The 18310-nt window shown below is 47.6% G+C and carries 11 protein-coding genes; 5 read left to right on the forward strand and 6 right to left on the reverse strand.

Annotated features, from left to right (window positions below):
• Nucleotides 1-57: 57 nt before the first annotated feature.
• The 5 genes from ACO0KZ_RS09135 to ACO0KZ_RS09155 form a co-directional block, all read right to left on the reverse strand.
• Nucleotides 58-762 carry a glutathione binding-like protein gene (locus tag ACO0KZ_RS09135; RefSeq protein ID WP_422994837.1) on the reverse strand — a complete coding sequence of 235 codons (705 nt, stop codon included), beginning with the start codon at nucleotides 760-762 and terminating at the stop codon, nucleotides 58-60.
• Between the two features lie 182 nt (nucleotides 763-944).
• Nucleotides 945-1751 carry a siderophore-interacting protein gene (locus ACO0KZ_RS09140; protein ID WP_422994838.1) on the reverse strand — a complete coding sequence of 269 codons (807 nt, stop codon included), beginning with the start codon at nucleotides 1749-1751 and terminating at the stop codon, nucleotides 945-947.
• A gap of 46 nt (nucleotides 1752-1797) precedes the next feature.
• A complete protein-coding gene (locus ACO0KZ_RS09145; protein WP_422994839.1) occupies nucleotides 1798-3240 on the reverse strand; it encodes an efflux transporter outer membrane subunit in 1443 nt (480 codons plus the stop codon).
• On the reverse strand, nucleotides 3237-6386 hold the full coding sequence (locus ACO0KZ_RS09150) for an efflux RND transporter permease subunit (RefSeq protein ID WP_422994840.1): 3150 nt from the start codon (nucleotides 6384-6386) through the stop codon (nucleotides 3237-3239). The genes ACO0KZ_RS09145 and ACO0KZ_RS09150 overlap by 4 nt, the downstream gene beginning before the upstream one ends.
• Nucleotides 6387-6401: 15 nt before the next feature.
• Nucleotides 6402-7532, reverse strand: coding sequence for an efflux RND transporter periplasmic adaptor subunit (locus tag ACO0KZ_RS09155; RefSeq protein WP_422994841.1), 1131 nt, complete (start codon nucleotides 7530-7532; stop codon nucleotides 6402-6404).
• Nucleotides 7533-7842: 310 nt separating this feature from the next.
• Here ACO0KZ_RS09155 and ACO0KZ_RS09160 point away from each other — a divergent pair, with 310 nt between their 5' ends.
• The 3 genes from ACO0KZ_RS09160 to ACO0KZ_RS09170 all read left to right on the forward strand — a co-directional run bounded on the left by ACO0KZ_RS09160 (nucleotide 7843) and on the right by ACO0KZ_RS09170 (nucleotide 11556).
• Entirely contained in the window at nucleotides 7843-8739 is an 897-nt protein-coding gene (locus tag ACO0KZ_RS09160) for a LysR family transcriptional regulator (protein WP_422994842.1), read from the forward strand.
• Nucleotides 8740-9138: 399 nt separating this feature from the next.
• Nucleotides 9139-9834 (forward strand): hypothetical protein, encoded by a 696-nt coding sequence (locus ACO0KZ_RS09165; RefSeq protein ID WP_422994843.1) that lies wholly within the window; start codon nucleotides 9139-9141, stop codon nucleotides 9832-9834.
• Between the two features lie 252 nt (nucleotides 9835-10086).
• Nucleotides 10087-11556, forward strand: a complete 1470-nt coding sequence (locus ACO0KZ_RS09170) for an MFS transporter (protein ID WP_422994844.1) — start codon at nucleotides 10087-10089, stop codon at nucleotides 11554-11556.
• A gap of 911 nt (nucleotides 11557-12467) precedes the next feature.
• On the opposite strand, the gene ACO0KZ_RS09175 is transcribed toward ACO0KZ_RS09170, so the two are convergent.
• Nucleotides 12468-15287, reverse strand: a complete 2820-nt coding sequence (locus tag ACO0KZ_RS09175) for a DUF4214 domain-containing protein (protein ID WP_422994845.1) — start codon at nucleotides 15285-15287, stop codon at nucleotides 12468-12470.
• An 800-nt stretch (nucleotides 15288-16087) separates the two neighbouring features.
• Here ACO0KZ_RS09175 and nadA point away from each other — a divergent pair.
• Together nadA and nadC are read left to right on the forward strand one after the other, a co-directional pair.
• A complete protein-coding gene (nadA, locus tag ACO0KZ_RS09180; protein WP_422994846.1) occupies nucleotides 16088-17221 on the forward strand; it encodes a quinolinate synthase NadA in 1134 nt (377 codons plus the stop codon).
• Between the two features lie 7 nt (nucleotides 17222-17228).
• Nucleotides 17229-18119, forward strand: a complete 891-nt coding sequence (nadC, locus tag ACO0KZ_RS09185) for a carboxylating nicotinate-nucleotide diphosphorylase (protein ID WP_422994847.1) — start codon at nucleotides 17229-17231, stop codon at nucleotides 18117-18119.
• The last annotated feature ends 191 nt before the right edge of the window (nucleotides 18120-18310 follow it).

Genomic DNA, 18310 nt, shown 5'->3' on the forward strand with positions numbered 1-18310 from the left:
ATTAGTTTCGTAGAACGCTAACGCAACCATTGGGAGTACATTTCTTTTAATCTAACTTCAAGTACGTTTGGGTACCTCGAGGCCTCTTTTGACTGCAGGTCGACTTGTAAAAGTGTCTAATACTCTAACAACTTGCGGAAAATCTTCGATACCGACCAAATCAGCAGCGCCATAGGAGCCAACCAAATTACGTACCCATGGGAAGATAGCGATGTCTGCGATAGTGTAATTATTTCCCATCATCCAGTTACGGTTCTTGAGGCGACTATCTAAGACCGCCAAAAGTCGTCTTGATTCCGTTACGTAGCGGTCTCTGGGTCGTTTGTCTTCGTATTCACTACCAGCAAATTTGTGGAAAAACCCGAGTTGACCAAACATCGGACCAATACCGCCGATCTGAAACATCAGCCACTGAATTGCCTCGTACCTTTCCGCGGGACCAGTTGGCAAAAAAAGGCCAGTCTTCTCGGCCAAATAGAGCAAAATCGCTCCTGATTCGAAAAGAGGTAAAGGTTGGTTGTTTGGGCCATTTGGGTCTAGAAGGGCTGGAATTTTGTTGTTTGGGTTTAGGGACAAAAATTCAATTGACGTTTGATCATTGGTCGAAAAATCAACGAGATGAGCCTCATATGCCAACTCAGTTTCTTCCAGCATAATCGATATCTTGACGCCATTAGGCGTAGGGAGCGAGTAAAGCTGAATGTCATTGGGCCGGGTAGGGGGCCATTTTCTTGTGATAGGAAAAGCAGAGAGATCAATCATGATGTTCTTTCTTTTATCATCTTGTGTGAGCGTGATTTTTGTAAATTAAAACATTACAGACCACTATTACTGTTTTGAATTTTCCGTCGCTATAATTGTTTGGTCTTGTTAAGTGTATTTGTACCTTATTAGCGGCTGTGCACTTTACTTAAACAAGAACAAGGTCAATTATTCGCGAATAGTTATGAACGAAAATGTGCCACCCCTTTTTTCCAATACCCTTTCGTACGAATATCTTTTTTATCCAATTTCCATGTTTCTTGCAGAAACGAACGTATCTCTATGACGCTACTTGACTCACCAGCCACCCATGCTTGGCCAGAGCCTGAAAGTTTTTTTGTCTCACCAAGTGACTTGATTAAAGCGCCATCGCTTACTGACCCGTTGTGAGTACGTTTGATCCAGTATAGGTTCATATTTGGACCTACAAAAAAAGGCTTATGTTCGTTGGGATGGTCGACTTCAATTAAGACGATTCCTGATAAGTCGGAAGGTATCTTAGTCAAAATGACCTGTATCGCAGATAAGCAAGTTTCATCTCCAATTAGGGCTAGCCAGTCAGATACAGGATTGAGGGCAAATCCACCATCGCGTGGACCGGCGAACTTAATTTTATCGCCCACTTGTGCCAAATGCGCCCAAGACGAAGCAGGCCCGTTTTTATGAGTAAAAAAATCTACGTCGAAAGTACCTTTGCCAAGATCGAACTTACGCAGGGTGTAAGCGCGTCCAACAATCTCTCCATTTAAGGACGGCACGAAGAGTTTGACCCACGAGCCTGGAACCTGTGATGACTCATTACGAATAAATGTCGCCACATCACTACCACCAAAGGTAAGGCGTACCCGAGCGCCATTAAGTTGTTCGCGCTCAATCACAACAGCCGGCAACTGTGGTCGAGTCTGTATTGTATCTTGAAGATCATTTTGCGCTTCAATAGGGATAAAGGAAATATGATCAACTATTGGTTTATTTGTGGTTGTTTGCATTTGGGAATCTGAAAATTATAAGTGTCATCAATCAGCAACTGCGCATCTACTTAGTAACTACATTGCCGACGTCAAAACCGCCAGCGAGCACAAAATAGGACCGAGCGGTGCCCATAGCAAAGTCACGCTTTGCACTGACGAGTTGTTCACCAGCTGCAAGGGCGATTCGTTCCGCTTCTAAGGTACTGAGCAAACTTTCCATGCCTTCGTCGTAACGCAGGCGGGACAAACGAACGCTCGCTTGCGCGTGAATATAAGCAGTGCTTAACTCCTCATTGCGCTTTCGAAGTTGCACCCAAGTGGACAAAGAAGTATCGGCCTCTTCAAGAGCTATGGCGACAACTTTATCGAAGTTGGCTAATGCGGCTTGAACATCCGCTCCAGCGGCACGGAATTGAGCACGGCGCGCGCCTGCGTCAAACAAAGACCAAGAAGTCGTTGCACCCATGCGCCAGCGATTCGCATCGCCACCCAACCAATTTCCAGCCACGCCAGAGTTACCGAAAAGGGCTGATAGACTAATTCGAGGAAATAGTTCCGCGTATGCGATACCTTCTCTTGCTGTGGCCACTGCCAGCGCTCGCTCAGCAGCCTTTACGTCTGGGCGACGGAACAAAAGCTGCACCGGTTCGTCCGTCATTAGCGTCTGTGGTAGGCTGACAGAAACCGGTTGATCCAGCAAGGTGAGTTGTGGCGCATCGAGCCTTTGCCCGGTCAGTGTCGCTAGGCGGTTGCGTGCTGAACGTTCTTGCGCGATCAAGCTAGGCAAACGCGAACTAAGTAATCGCAGTTGTGTCTCGAAGCGAAGACGTTCCGATGACAACGTGCCACCAAAAATCTCGCGATCACGGATAAGCTTCAATGAACTAGTTTGGTTATCAACTTGAGCCTGAATGGATGCCCTTAGCATCTGAGCACCACGCAAATCAAGATAAGCTTCGACTACGTGCGCAAGAATCACTCGCCGGACATCATCATGCAGCGCAGAACGCTCCTCGACCGAGGCTTGTGCAGCGTCAATACTGTGACGAACACGCCCAAACAGATCCAACTCCCAGGCCAAAGACATCTGCCATTGAATAGGACTGACAATGGCTGAGGTACCACTACGGCTTTCGATTGCAGCGAGCTTATTATGGCTTGAACCCGCATCAACACTAGCGTTGGGTATGATTGCACTCTGGGAAACTTGCAACTGTTCACGGGCGCCTGAAAGTCTCGCTACTGCTGTACGCAAATCATAATTATTTCGCCACGCAAGTTCTACCAAGTCGTCTAACTGGATATCGCCAAATTGCTTCCACCACAAAGCAGACGGTGTGCCGCGCTGAATTGATTCGCTTGTGCTTATTGAGGGTAGGGTCGATACATGCTTGCTATCTAGAAGTGGTGCCTTGTAGGACACTACGCTAGAACAAGCGCCAAGAAAGACCGTTGACAACAATACGGACAAGCGCGTTTTCAATGAAAACTTCATCGTGTCTTTCATTCTTCAACTCCATTCGTCAGCGTTTCGTTTTCAGTGTTTTTAACTTTCCTACGTGCCAGCAAAGCGAAGAACAACGGGGTAAATAGTAGTCCGAAAACTGTTACCCCTATCATGCCCGTAAAGACAGCAGTGCCGACGGATTGACGCATCTCAGCACCTGCGCCAGTAGAAAAAGCGAGAGGTAAGGCACCCATCAGGAAAGCGAGTGAAGTCATCAATATGGGGCGTAGTCTGGCATGGGCTGCCGCGATTGCTGCTTCGCGCGCGGTAGCGCCATCGTTAAACGCTTGACGTGCAAACTCTACAATCAAAATTGCGTTTTTAGCCGCAAGCCCTATTAACACGACAAAACCGATCTGTGTCAGGACGTTGTTGTCCATTCCACGTAACCACACACCGGTAAGCGCAGCCAAAATGCACATCGGGACGATCATTACGACTGATAAAGGTAATAGCCAGCTCTCGAACAGAGCAGCAAGCAACAGATAGACGAACACCACGGCTAGTGTTAAGGCAATTAGCGTGCTACTTCCGGCCTGCTTCTCTTGAAGTGCAAGCTCTGTCCATTCGTAGTCAAATCCTGCAGGGAGATGTGCCGCTAGCATGGATTCAATGGCAGCGATTGTTTCACCCGTTGAGAATCCTGGCTTGTTACTACCTTGAAGTTCTGCTGTTGGAAATAAATTGTAGCGTGGCACACGGTAGGCGGCGGTAGTTTGTTGGAAGCTAGCAAGGCTGCCCAATGGAACCATGGCTCCATTAGTGCTTCGCGTCTTCAGCGCAGCCAAGTCATCAATGTTGCGTCTATAACTTGAATCAGCTTGTGCAGTGACACGCCAGACTCGCCCCATTAAGTTCATGTCGTTGACGAACACCGATCCCATATAGATTTGTAGCATTTCATTGACACGATCAGGGGTAACGCCCAACAGCTCTGACTTGCTACGGTCGATGTCCACCTTAAGCTGTGGGGTCATGGCATTGAAGGGGGTGAAGGCGCTCGCAACCGAGGGCAGCTTAGAGGCTTGTTCAACCAATTCGCGAGTAACCGCCTGCAACGCCTGCGGCCCTTGACCATTGATGTCTCGAATCTGTAACTTGAAGCCACCTCCCGTGCCGATTCCACGTACTGCTGGCGGTGGAATCACCATGACACGAGCACTGCCGATAGGGGCCAGCGTCTTGCGCATGGCCGCTATCATCGCAGGACCATCGAGTTTATTTGCTGCACGATCGTTAATATCTTTAAAGATGGTAAAAATGACGGCAGCATTCGGTGCGGCTGTAAATGTAGCCCCATCAGTGCCGGCGAAGGCTGCTGCATGCGCCACACCTTCTTGCTTCAATAAGCGCTGAGTCGCCTCGTGGGTCACTTGCGTAGTGCGCTCCAACGTTGATCCGGGAGGTAGTTGAATCGATACAATTGCATAGCCACGATCCAGCTGTGGAACAAAGCCTGTGGGTGTGGCCACGAAGCGCCAGACTGTGAGTCCAACTAGGCCAACATACAATGGCAGCATTAACCAGCGGCGCGACAAGGTAAATCCAGTCAGTTGAGTATAACGATCAGACAAGCGCCCAAAGCCCCGGTTAAAAATCGACATCCATCGCCCACCAACACTGTGGCCGTTCTGGCTGTGCTTGGGTTTTAGGAGTAATGCTGCCAGCGCTGGTGAGAGCGTCAGTGACACCATCGCCGATATTAATGTGGATGCAGCAATCGTGACTGCGAATTGACGATAGAACATACCAGAGATACCGTCGATGAACGCTGTAGGAATGAATACAGCAACTAGGACTAGCGCAATGGCAATCAGTGCAGAACCAACCTCACTCATACTACGACGCGCCGCATCGGAGGGGGAGAGTCCAGCCTCGATATGGCGCTCGACGTTTTCAACGACGACGATAGCATCGTCCACTACAATACCTATTGCTAGCACCAAGCCAAACAACGACAAGGTGTTAATTGAAAAACCTAACCCGGCCATCACTGCAAAGGTGCCGATGAGCGAAACAGGAATTGCTAAAATTGGTATCACTGCGGCACGCCATGAGCCAAGGAACAGGAGTACAGTTAAGCAAACCAGCAGGGCAGCTTCGAAAATAGTATCCCTGACTTTGTCGATCGATGCACGAATGAATTCGGTCGGGTTGTAGTGCGCATTAAAGGTCAAATCATCGGGGAAATCAATTTTAAGTTTTTCCAATTGAGCGAGTATCCGATCAGCGGTAGCCAAGGCATTCGATCCCGGCTTTTGGCTGATGCTTAAGGCAACTGCATTCTGGTCATCGACAAAGCCGCTTTCCGTATAATCTTGCGCCCCCATTTCGACACGTGCGATATCACGCAACCGTACGATGGCGCCATCGGCATGCGTTGCGACGATGATAGACTGGAACTCCTCCACATCGCGCAACCGACCTTGTGCCTGTACTTGAATCTGAAAGGCACCATCACTTCCTCCAGGTGGCTGATTTAGTACGCCTGCAGCTACCTGCACGTTAGAACGTCGTATAGCGGCAACCACTTCTGCGGGTGTGAGACCCATAGTTGCTACACGCGCAGGATCTAGCCAGATGCGCATCGAAAAATCGCGTGCTCCGCGGGTGTAAATATCGCCGACACCGTCGAGACGGCTCAACGCATCCTTGACTTTGGCACTGACGAAATTGGAGATGTATTGTTGATCGTGCGTTCCTTTGGGTGACGCGAACATCACCACCATCAATTGATCTGGTGACGCTTTCTTGACGGCGACACCTTGACGTCGAACTTCCTCAGGAAGCCGAGAATCCGCAATTGCAACGCGGTTCTGCACGAGAGATTGTGCTTCGTCGATATTGGTGCCAGGTTTAAAGACAACGCTGATGACGAGCTTGCCGTCGCCAACTGACTGGGACGAAAGATAAAGCATTCCATCGACACCATTGAGTTCTTGCTCGATCGGCGCGGCAACCGTTTCAGAAATTTCTTGCGCAGAGGCGCCTGGGTAGCTTGCCTTCACGGTGACAGTTGGAGGAACAATTTCTGGAAATTCCGAGATAGGTAACTTGAAAGCTGCGACTGCGCCAATTAGTGTGAGAAGGATAGACAATACGATTGCGAAAATCGGTCGTTTGATGAAGTAGTGTGAAAAGTGCATGAGTCAGGCTCCTTCTTATGCGCCAGCGGCGGGCGCGGAGAGTTTGACACTATCTCCTGGGCGAACGCGCTGAGCACCAGACACAATGACTTTGTCATTCACTGACAATCCGGACAATACGACACGCTTACCATTAAACAGCCCGCCCAATTCAACTCGCTTGGGCGCGACCTTTCCATTCGCATCAACGACGAGCACGAGCTTTTTAGTTTGATCACTTTGTATAGCGGAATCGGGTACGAGGAGTTTTTCCTCAGGCGTGCCAACGGGAATGCGAACGTGTGCAAAAGTGCCCGGCTTAATCACTTTGTCTGCATTTGAGATGCTCGCGCGGAGACGCACAGTACCGGACCGGGCATTGATTTCGTTATCGATAAAATCGATTGTGCCTATTTGGGTTTTGGTAGTCCCATCAAACCGTAATTGCGCACGATCAGGGAACTTTTTTTGCTGGTGTAAACGTTGGAAGTCAGCCTCAGACAGATCGACCACGGCGCGCACGGGACTTTGCGCTATGATCGTTGTGAGCAACCCACCTTGAGCAGTGCCGCCCACAACGTAGTTGCCGATATCGACACGATGATCAGATACGGTGCCAGTGATAGGTGATCTAATAGTCGCAAATGACAGTTCAAGTTCAACGCTTCGCAGTTCCGCTTGGCTCAATAGCACAGCTGCCTGGGCACCTTCAAACTCACCGCGAGTGCGATCGAGTTCATCTGGGCTTGATGCGCCAGATTGATGTAGACGTGTGACGCGAGTGAGTTGGGTTGCCGCAAGTTTTTGGCGTGCGACGGCTTGTGCCATGATTGCCTGCGCACGGTCTCGTGCGACAGCAAAGGGGCGCTGATCAATCACAAAGAGCGGGTCTCCTGCCTTGACCTGCTGTCCATCGCGAAATTTGATCGCTTGCAAATAGCCAGATAAGCGTGAACGCACTTCAACTCGCTGTGATGGCTCGATTCGTCCTGTGTAATCCAGAGTATCCTGAACCATCGATCTCTCGGGTGCTGCTACTGTAACGGTTGCTATTTGGGGAATAGCTCCGGACGAAACATTTTTTGATGGACCGCATCCCGACACAACTGCGACTGCGACGATCGCTAGGAAGAATATTGGAGAAGTGTTTTTGTAGTTTTTTTTCATACTACACTTTCAACTAATTCTACAATTTGCTTTGAAATGAATGACTGCACGATAACCTCTGTTTATTGGGAGACTCGCAAAATGGAGTGATGTGCAAGGTATCATTTCGATTTGTACGGCGGAAGCCGCACGATTTGCACTTTATTCATGCGCTTGGCGCTACAAGGGTACGTTTCAGCGATGAGGTACCTCCAATCAGATAACTGAGCAAATTACCACCAATGTTGATGCGGATTGAGGCGCGTTGTTTGCACTATATATGTGCGTTTGACGCGGTATTGATTAATATTGGCTGTGCTAAACTGAATTCATGACACATCCTGATTTCAACTTACTCATCACACTCGATGCCGTTTTGGAGGAGGGGAGTGTTGCGCGTGCAGCTAAACGACTTGGACTGAGCCCCTCTGCGATGAGCCGTGCGCTTGCGCGATTGCGAGAGACTACGGGCGACCCACTTTTGGTGAGAGCTGGTCGTGGTTTGGTGCCGACGCCCAGAGCGCTGGAGCTTCGAGAGAGAGTAAGTCAGCTTGTTCAAGATACAGAAGCAGTTCTGCGACCTACAGAGAACCTTAACCTCAAACAGCTCGTCAAAACATTTACGATAAGAACACGCGAAGGTTTTGTAGAGAACTTCGGGCCAAACTTACTGCTTCGCGTCGCGGAGGAAGCGCCTAATGTAAGATTATGTTTCGTACAAAAACTGGACAAGGATAGTGTTTTATTGCGCAATGGGACTGTCGATCTGGAGACAGGTATTGTAGGAAATACGATGGGTCCTGAAGTGCGTGCCCAAGCATTACTACGTGACCGTTTGATTGGTGTCGTTCGAGAGGGACATCCACTTTGTAAAGGTGAAATAACGCCCCTCAGATATGCGAACGGCAGGCACATCGGTGTTTCATTGCGTGGCAATGAAAAAGGTTTGATTGATGAAGCTTTGAGTCTTCATAATTTGGAAAGGGAGATCACCACAATCGTCGGTGGTTTTTCGACCGCACTAGCACTTGCGCGTTCCACTGACTTGATCGCCACCGTTCCTGAACGGCATACTGGAAATCTTCGATCTGGAATGTTTAGTTTTCCGCTTCCGATCACGATGCCAGAGTTCACTGTTTCATTACTTTGGCATCCTAGGTTTCACACAGATCCGGCGCACCGCTGGTTACGCGGTATTGTTCTTGATACCTGCGCGTCATTTCGCTGAACAACTGTGTTTACGATGCGCGCTGGTCATTTTGACGCCATCTGCGAATCGACTTTGAATGCATTCGTAAAAAAGTTTGTGTTGATCGATGTTGAATACTGCCCTAATCAGTTTCACTCACATGAGCCGAGAACAAAAAACATCAAGCGAACGATAAACAATACTTTAGTACGGTTGCAAGTAAAAGAGGGTCATTTACATTAACAATACTTTCAACGGCCGCAAAATCGGTGAAGCCTTTGTAAGCGCTACTTTCCACCTATACGCCGCTGAATTGATGATCTTGGATCAACCATGAATAAAATTTCTTCGCGCAATTCAAGTCATTTAGCAGTAGTCGTTCAAAGAGTGACGATTCCATAGAAACTAGTTACACCAATATACTTTAAAGGACCCCATATGCAAGAACAACTTCTTTCAAGAATTTCGGCGTGTGAAGCTGAGAATGATCGTTTGAAACGTCGCCTTCATTGGCAAAATTTCGTGCTGATCGGCGTCGCTTTGGCTAGTGTCGGGGGCACTGCGTATGCGAATCTAACAAAATCTGCGGCTCAAACGGTTATTCCTTCGATTACTGTTAGAGAGTTAGTGGTTGTGGATGATAAAAATGTCGTTCGAGCTAGAGTTGGAGGGAACATTCCCCCAGCAATCATTGATGGCAAGACTCTTTCGCGAGGCGGCCTAAACAATGGCGTGGCCGGCATAATGCTCTATGACCGTACAGGTGTCGAACGAGGTGGTTACATCACTTTTGACCAAGGGGATAACATTGCTCTCACACTCGATAATCAGAAAAAACAGCAAGTATTCTTTGGTGTTGGACCTACTGGAACAGCAGCCCTCCAGTTGTGGCAAGAGGATGAAATGTTGGACTTACGTGCTGACACGAATGGCGCGCGCCTCACTCGAAGCAAAGCTGGAGCGGTCACCAATCAATATCCAGAAACCTTCATAAAATCGGCAAGCTGTGAATACTATAGAGGCGGAATTAAAGACGAAGTTCCAGCTGGTCTATCAAGAGCGGAAGTGAAAAATATTTGCGAACGACGATTTACCGCATCCTCGTGTGAGCCGTGTCTGCCGGCTGAAAAATAGACAGGTGAGACCTGCTTCTTTCTTCTGACGTCTGCGCTTAATGTCATAAAGCTAGAGCAGCACTTATAGTCGATTGCTTATAGGTTGGGACTGTAGAAAAGGTATCGTTGGGACGGCGTATCAATCGATATGAGGGTAGGGTGGCGCATCATGCATCAATACAATGCAAATGGTGCGACTTCCGCCACGTTATTTGAGGGCGTATCTTTTGCATAGATCTGAATTCCATTCACCAATCATGCAGAGGTTAAATTGAAAACTACCCTACCAAAACACGAGCCAGCAGGATCAGTGGTGGCTACGAACGAGCGGCTCGATTCCACAGTTCGCTGGACAATAGCTAGTCTTTCGCTCTCCATGTTGTTATCTTCTCTCGGTACCAGCATCGCCAACGTTGGTTTGCCGACATTGGCACACTCGTTTAATGCTTCCTTCCAGCAAGTCCAATGGGTTGTCCTCGCCTATCTTCTTGCCATTACCACCCTGATAGTAAGTGTCGGACGTTTGGGTGACGTGATTGGGCGTCGCCGTTTACTACTTGCGGGAATCTCCCTGTTCACCTTGGCCTCTGTCCTGTGTGCGGTTGCCCCTACATTATGGCTATTAATTGCTGCTCGGGCAGTGCAGGGCTTGGGCGCTGCTATCATGATGGCGCTGACCATGGCATTCGTAGGTGAGGCGGTTCCAAAAGAAAAAACGGGTAGTGCCATGGGCTTGCTTGGCACTATGTCGGCAGTCGGCACTGCGCTCGGCCCTACACTTGGTGGCGTCATGATTGGCAGCTTTGGTTGGAGATCGATTTTTTTTATCAACTTGCCTTTGGGTTTGTTGACTTTGGTTCTTACGTATCGGTTTCTTCCTGTTGACCGTCCAACATCGAACACAAACCGTGCGCGATTTGACCATTTGGGTACATTTTTGTTGGCGCTAACGCTAGCTGCTTATGCACTCGCCATGACAATAGGGCGTGGCAATTTTGGTGCAATCAATGTGGCACTCATATTTGTTGCGGTTTTCGGTTTAGGATTATTTGTGTTCGCAGAAAAGAAAGCTGCGTCACCTTTGATTCGCATGGCGATGTTTCGCAATCCTTTGTTAAGTGGGGGCTTCGCAATGAGTACCTTAGTGACGGCCGTGGTTATGGCCACGTTGGTCGTTGGCCCGTTCTATCTTTCAGGTGCGCTTGGACTCGATGCAGCCCATGTCGGACTCGTGATGTCATCCGGCCCTATAGTGGCTGCGCTCACTGGCGTCCCAGCTGGGCGAGTCGTTGACAAGTTTGGCGCACATAGTATGAGTATCGCCGGGTTGATTAGTATGTTGGTTGGCGCTTCTATCCTACCTATGCTGCCGACTACTTTCGGTATTCCTGGCTACATCGTTCCTTTAGTAGTGATTACGGCTGGTTACGCGCTGTTTCAGGCGGCAAACAATACTGCGGTGATGACGAATATTCAAGCTGACCAGCGCGGAGTTATTTCCGGCATGCTCAATCTGTCGCGTAATTTGGGGCTAATTACCGGCGCATCGTTAATGGGGGCGGTTTTTGCAATCGGGTCTGGAACAAGTAACATGATGACGGCGAGCCCTAATGCGGTTGCTTCCGGTATGCGATTGACCTTCGCAGTGGCAGCAGTGCTCATCGCAATTGCCCTGTACATTGCCTATTTGAGCCATTCTCTCGCTCCTTCAGATAGTGATAGTGCACAACAAACAAAATGACATTCATGACCATGAATAAAGTGTGTGAGATTGGGGTAAGTGGGATCAGTTTGCTTGTTCAGCCCAACCTGGCATCTGATCAAGTTCTGTCCTTGAGCAAGTCAGATTAAACCAAATGTGCAGGAACTCAAGCCCCAGGTACGCATGCACCAACACCGAATGCCCCCTGTCCACTCAATGCCAGCGGTTTGGGGGCCATAGATCGGCAATGGTATTGCTACGTCAAAAAAGGGAGGTAATGCTAGTACTCCGACGATTTAAAAAGCACCAAAAAAACGTCACAACCATGCTACCTCAATTCGGAGGTGCATTCCCTGACGTTATTTTTTATCAATTCAATAGTATCAACCTCACAACATACGATACAATCCCCCCAATAAATCACCTATCGTCGGTTCGACACAATAAGGTTTATCTGACGCAGGAACTTTGCGGATCTTATTTTTGCGTTCCGGTGCGGCGGATAAACGCAATTTGTTAAATTTGGGTTTAATTTCCTGCTTAAACCAGGATTTTGATACTGTTTTAGCGGTACATTTATTTTTGACGGTATCAGTGACGGTACTTGTGTTTTGTCGAAAAGCAATGTCATTGATTTATAGGGGTTTTTTGGCCTACTTTGATTCCGGCCTCGGCACCATTAGTATGTTTTAAGAGATCCAAAGAAGTCCAATAACCCGCCTTACTCACTATGAGAACGCGGGTTTTTTGTCGCCTAAAGGTTTTTAACGTCCATTTACATCCAATGAGTTGCCGGGTATTTATTTTGGTGTTAACGTACCTAAATCAATCTCAGTAAAAAGATACTCCCGAGAGGGGGTAAATGCTCAATGGCACGGCAATAAAAAAGCAAAATAAGCCGAAACTGCTTTCAACTTGCAATACATCTGTGACAAACAATTGGGTGGTGCTTATTTAGACTGTTTAGTCACGATCGGTACAAAGCCAATTTCCAATCCTTTCGGCGGGGTGACCATAAGTGCATTGTCTAATGTTGCGAGGTCACCGATAGTTTGTGGTGCCATAAATTCTGTATTGGTTTTCCAATTGGCGTGGATTTTTTCTACGATGGCCTGAAGTCGATTTTTTTCCGCGTCGCTCCAGCCAAATCCTTGCAATGAAGGCTGATCTACGAAGCGGTACCAGGAATAGGTGACCGTAGAACCATCGTTTAGGGCTACTGTATAAGGACCCGATTGCGCGGCAGGTGTGCTCCAGCTGGTGGGTGAAGTGTAGGCGAGTCCGTTTTGATCTGCTGCTGCGTAAATTGGGAAATTCAAGCCTTTGAGTCTGGTTTCATCTGGTACTTGTGACTCGGGTATAGGTCGCATCACACTGCCATTTTTTTGGAAATATTCAGGATACACGCCATTGACTGAGCTGCCTTTCATTTGAAACGTCCATGCGCTGCCGCCACCGGGTGTCTTGATGATGCTAGGGACGATCAAATCTTTGAGGCCGCCTTCGCTGGTCATGATGACTTGATTGTCTTGCGAGTGCATGTAGATTGGGCCAGCAGTTAAGCTTGGTTTGATGGCACCTGCAGCGACGAATTTGCCCGAGATCGATGCGCCATTGCTTAGCCAATCGCTGAACGGTGTAAATAATGCCGTACCCGAATACAAAGTGAAATCGGCGACGAGGTAGCTGTTGTTGTTGGCATCAGTTGGAAAAGACATGCGCGGCAGTTTGACATAGTCGATGCCATTCTTATCTTTACTTTGATAGAAGGTGATTGCGCCCCATTCCATGGCAAAGTTGCCGACTTTACCTGGGCGAACATCGAGTCCGCGGCCAAGCACGGTTGGGTAGGACTTGGCCAATACTTCCCAGACGTCGGGTACATAGAACGCTGCCGGCCCTTTGAAATTGGTGGAGTTGACGAAGAAGGTCCAACTCTGATCGCCGACTGGGTTGGTACCGGTTTTGGCTTGGGTCAGTGGCAATGCCATCCATGCAATACCAAAAAATTCACCGGCAGTTCCAAGCTTGAAGGTCAAGCCATCTGGTGGCATTAGGAGGCGATTGCTGAGTTGCGCCACGCCTTTACTTCCCATCGGTAGCCCACCGCTTTTGGCAGAGCTTGCATCAACTGCATTTGCACCAAACTCCCAACCGGGCGCGGATAATTGATCGATATAACCGTTTGGTGTACCGTTGATACGATATTTGGGTTGCACTGATGGAAAACGTGTCGCGGTCCAATAGGCGCCGCTGCCTTCAATGGTTTGAAACCAATAACGATAATAATCTTGAGAATTTGGTGTGCCTATGCGCATGAAATTATCAGGTGGAAGCAGAGGCTGGAAAAAGTCATCGTTATTCGGAATCAGCCATGTTCCAGGTAAGCCCGCGCCAAAACCGCGTATTGGTCTGTCAATTAATGGCCAGATAGCTGTGTACATGCTGAAGCCATAGGTGAACCCCGGCGGTACAGTGGTGGCATCAACGTTCGTAACGAAATAGGAGGTGAGGTAAGGGGTAATGTTGATCACATTGGCACTATCTAGCAAATAAGATGTTCCAATAAAATTGAAGCCGATGACTTTCCCATTTTGAAATTCCAAGATGAAGTTTTGACCGTTATTTAAATTTTGATAGGGATTGCTGCTATCCGTTACTAAAACATTTTTATTAAAGTCGGGTGTTAGGTCCCAAGATCTGCCAGCTTGGTTGGTCCACACTAAGGTCGAGGTAGAGCCAGACTTGAGTGCGATGCTTCCTATCGACCAGTTATTGTTGGGATCATTTGTTACGCGGTATGTGCCGAGGATATTGGGTATAGTGAATGTTGGGACTGGAGGGTCAGATACCTGAGGCGCACGCATGGACTGCAAAGGCGTTGCTGCAATCGTTAGATTAAATTGCGTATCACCGCTACCGAGTAAGTTTTTCGCTTTCGCGATATCGGTCGGTGTCACTGCAGCGGCGATAGCGACCGACTTGGAAATAATGTCGTTCGCATTGAGGTAAGTCACACCCTGTTCGATCGCGACGTAACGCCCGACGCTGATTTTGTTATTAAGTAAAGCAGGTACCCAGCCATATTTAGGATCGTTAACAAAATTGCGGGCAGAAGTTAGCATGGTGGAGATCAAGCTGCTCTTCGTTTGACGTCCGCTATTGAGCTCGCCAGCCCAATAGCCGACTTCACTTGTGTCGGGTGCTGTATCGCCGGTTCTTCCTAAGACATTGGCATAGATGAGTTTGACAAAATCCGCGTTTGCCATGTTGGCGGTGTAACCCGTTACATCCGAAAATTGAACGCCGGCGTTATAAAAACTTTCCGCAATTTTTGCGAGACTTTGGCCAGCCTTGAGTTGGCTAATCCAATAGGTCATTCCTTCTGCATCGGGAACACGATTAAAAAACGCAATATATAACTCAATTAAGGACTGCAGCTGGGCGTCAGGAATTGCCTTGGCATCGGTGCCTATCGTCAAGCTAACTTTGATGTCGGTGAATAGCAAGGTCGAAGCTTGGCTCACGTCTTTGCTGCCATCGTTACCGACCTTATCAATTACCGTTATTTCAGAGATTCCTCGGTAAATCTGGTAGTTTGATCGTTTTCCGCTAAAACTTACGGTGTTAGCGCTGACTGGCGCTGCGCTGTATATACTTTGTGATTGCGGCGGTGCTGTACTGGTGGTATCACCACCGCATCCACTTAGGATTATGGTGAGAGTGCAAAACAAGCTGGATTTAATTCGAGTATTTGTTTGCATTGGCATTGTATTTCCCCCGTCCTAAATAACAAAGAAACAGTGAAGAGATATGTCCAGTTAGTCGGTTGCATGGCAACGCTACTTTGCGCGACGCTATGATGCTAGTCCTAACTCCGTGTTGAGACAAAATTAAATCACTGTGAAAATGAGATGCCAGATTCATAGAGTAAAATTCGCGCCTTAAATTGTCTATTAATCGCGTTCCCTTCACTAATTTTTGCTCTAAAAATTTACTCGAAATCTTGAATCATAAGGATCGCGATACCTAGTCTAGTGCGGTTTTGGCTGTGTTGATCATTGGAATGTAACATTTAATTTGACTTAGTTGCTATGATCGTTTCGTTGTTTAGTCATTTAGTTTTTTCGATATTTTGATTTTTGCTTTGTTAGTGGACAACTAGCCTTAGCTTCATTGGTCATGTTCTGGTAGGTCTATTGCTGGTTCATTATTTGCATGAGCGGCATGTTAGTTTAGAGTGCGATTGCGCATGGCAAGACATACTACTCACTTTGTTGGGGGAGGATTGTCCTACAGCGTCTGTTAAAATAGCTGCAAAATCACAGTGTATTCGAGGGGCGGATTAGGTGATATTGGTTAATCGCAGTAATTTTGATGAATCTTCATTCTCTTGTCGTTGATGTTCCGGATATATGACGATTTTTTGGTTTGGTAGCGTTTGACCTCGATGCCATCTTGTCACAATAGCTCATATTGATTTTCGAGTTGGTTTCTCGTTTGACGCGTGGGTTTTTTATGCCTGTTTTTTATAACTGTTAAACTAATAGTTTTCACTTTAAGAGTTGATATGGAAGCGACCAAAGTTATTGAATTTGAGCGCCCTCAGATGGAAGAGGGAAGTAGTTGTACAGCTTCTGCATGGGCGCGCGTGCCAGAAATGCCTGGCGCAGAAGAAAAAGAAAAGCTGAAAATGCGCATTGCTGAATTGTTGAGGCAAAAAGGCGCAGTATTGGTGGCGCACTATTATGTCGACGCCGACTTGCAAGATCTGGCAGAGGCGACTGGTGGTTGTGTTTCTGATTCTTTGGAAATGGCGCGTTTCGGTCGCGATCATGCTGCTAAGACTTTGATTGTCGCTGGCGTTAAATTTATGGGTGAGACTGCCAAAATCCTTAGTCCTGAAAAGACTATCCTAATGCCTGATTTAGATGCGACTTGTTCTTTGGATCTTGGTTGCGATCCTGATGAATTTGCGGCATTTTGTGATGCGCATCCTGATCGTACTGTTGTGGTGTACGCGAATACCAGTGCGGCAGTGAAGGCGCGCGCTGATTGGATGGTGACTTCTAGTGTTGGCTTGGATATCGTTGCACATCTACATGCGCAAGGAAAAAAAATTCTTTGGGCGCCGGATAAACATTTGGGTGGGTACATTCAAAAGCAGACTGGCGCCGATATGTTGTTGTGGCAAGGTTCTTGTCTCGTGCATGATGAGTTTAAAGGGGTTGAGTTAGAAATTCTGAAGGAGTCTCATCCTGCTGCGAAGATCTTGGTGCATCCAGAATCACCCGCTGCGGTGGTTGCTTTGGCGGATGTGGTCGGGTCTACGTCGCAATTAATTAATGCGGCGAAAACGATGGATGCGCATGAATTTATTGTGGCAACTGATAATGGCATTTTGCATAAAATGCAGATGGCTGCGCCTGGTAAGAAATTTATTGTTGCTCCGACTGCTGGCAATAGCGCTACTTGTAAGAGTTGTGCGCATTGCCCATGGATGGCAATGAATGGTCTGCGTAATCTCTTGCATGTGCTTGAGACTGGCGAGAATCAAATTCAGGTTGACCCAGTAATTGGGCAGCAGGCGAAGCGTTCAATTGATCGCATGTTAGATTTTGCAGCAGCGCGAAAAACCAATGTCAAAGCAAGTGGTGATTTAGCGCAAGATGGAAAATTATTTTCTGGTATTGGTCCAGCTTAAGGATGCTATGAGTCTCAAAAGTACAAATTTACAAAATGCGTTTACCCCTTTTGATTTGGATTTGACTAATGCGCTGAATGCTAACGTCTCACTTGCTTTGAGTGAGGATGTCGGTAGTGGTGACTTAACGGGTGAGTTGGTGCCAATCGATGCGAAAGTTATTGCACATGTCGTTGTGCGTGAAGAAGCTGTGCTTTGTGGTGCGCCTTGGTTTGATGCTGTGATGTTGTCGCTTGATAGCTCTATTGTAATTGATTGGCAATATGCGGAAGGCGCTCTGATGAGCGCCGATACTATTGTATGCAAAATCCAGGCGCCGGCGCGTAGTTTATTAACCGCTGAACGTAGTGCACTTAATTTTTTGCAGCTTTTGTCGGGTGTTGCTACTGCGACGCGTCGTTATGTAGCGTTAATTGAAGGAACCTCTGCTGCGATTTTGGATACGCGTAAAACTTTGCCCGGAATGCGTTTGGCTCAAAAATATGCTGTGCGTGTTGGTGGTGGAAGAAATCAACGTTTGGCTTTGTATGATGGCATTCTGATTAAAGAGAATCATATTGCTGCTGCCGGCGGCATTGTTCCAGCATTGCAGAATGCTAGTGAGGTTATTGCAAAGTACGACCGACAAATTAGTGTGCAAATTGAAGTTGAATCCTTGGATCAGTTGCAGTTGGCATTGGATTCTGGTGCAAGCTCAATTTTATTGGACAACTTTGATACTTCTATGATGCGTGAGGCCGTGGCGATTAATAATGGTCGCGCTTTGCTTGAGGCTTCTGGTGGGGTGGAATTAAGCACGGTTCGTGCGATTGCCGAGACTGGCGTTGATCGGATTTCTATTGGTGCACTCACTAAGGATGTTAGGGCAGTGGATTTTTCTCTGCGTGTTCAAGCGTAATTTGTATTTTTGATTGATGTTAGAGCGCCCCACCTTTGGGGCGTTTTTCTTTTGTCCTCAGAGTTTCGTTAATATAAGTAGACACTGATAAGTAGTCATCGCTGGGAGATTTATATAATTTATTCAGTTTATCCAAATAAGGCTTGCCAAAAAGGAGCTGTGCTTGCTATAGTTCGCCTCCCGCAGAAATG

The organism is Undibacterium sp. Di24W (assembly GCF_049340325.1).
GTDB lineage: Bacteria > Pseudomonadota > Gammaproteobacteria > Burkholderiales > Burkholderiaceae_D > Undibacterium.

Excerpts from the sequence above, each read along its gene's own strand:
- ACO0KZ_RS09140 (WP_422994838.1), bottom strand. The coding sequence starts at position 1,751 with ATGCAAACAACCACAAATAAACCAATAGTTGATCATATTTCCTTTATC.
- ACO0KZ_RS09160 (WP_422994842.1), top strand. The coding sequence starts at position 7,843 with ATGACACATCCTGATTTCAACTTACTCATCACACTCGATGCCGTTTTG.
- nadA (WP_422994846.1), top strand. The coding sequence starts at position 16,088 with ATGGAAGCGACCAAAGTTATTGAATTTGAGCGCCCTCAGATGGAAGAG.
- ACO0KZ_RS09135 (WP_422994837.1), bottom strand. The coding sequence starts at position 762 with ATGATTGATCTCTCTGCTTTTCCTATCACAAGAAAATGGCCCCCTACC.
- ACO0KZ_RS09165 (WP_422994843.1), top strand. The coding sequence starts at position 9,139 with ATGCAAGAACAACTTCTTTCAAGAATTTCGGCGTGTGAAGCTGAGAAT.
- ACO0KZ_RS09175 (WP_422994845.1), bottom strand. The coding sequence starts at position 15,287 with ATGCCAATGCAAACAAATACTCGAATTAAATCCAGCTTGTTTTGCACT.
- ACO0KZ_RS09155 (WP_422994841.1), bottom strand. The coding sequence starts at position 7,532 with ATGAAAAAAAACTACAAAAACACTTCTCCAATATTCTTCCTAGCGATC.
- ACO0KZ_RS09150 (WP_422994840.1), bottom strand. The coding sequence starts at position 6,386 with ATGCACTTTTCACACTACTTCATCAAACGACCGATTTTCGCAATCGTA.
- ACO0KZ_RS09145 (WP_422994839.1), bottom strand. The coding sequence starts at position 3,240 with ATGAAAGACACGATGAAGTTTTCATTGAAAACGCGCTTGTCCGTATTG.
- nadC (WP_422994847.1), top strand. The coding sequence starts at position 17,229 with ATGAGTCTCAAAAGTACAAATTTACAAAATGCGTTTACCCCTTTTGAT.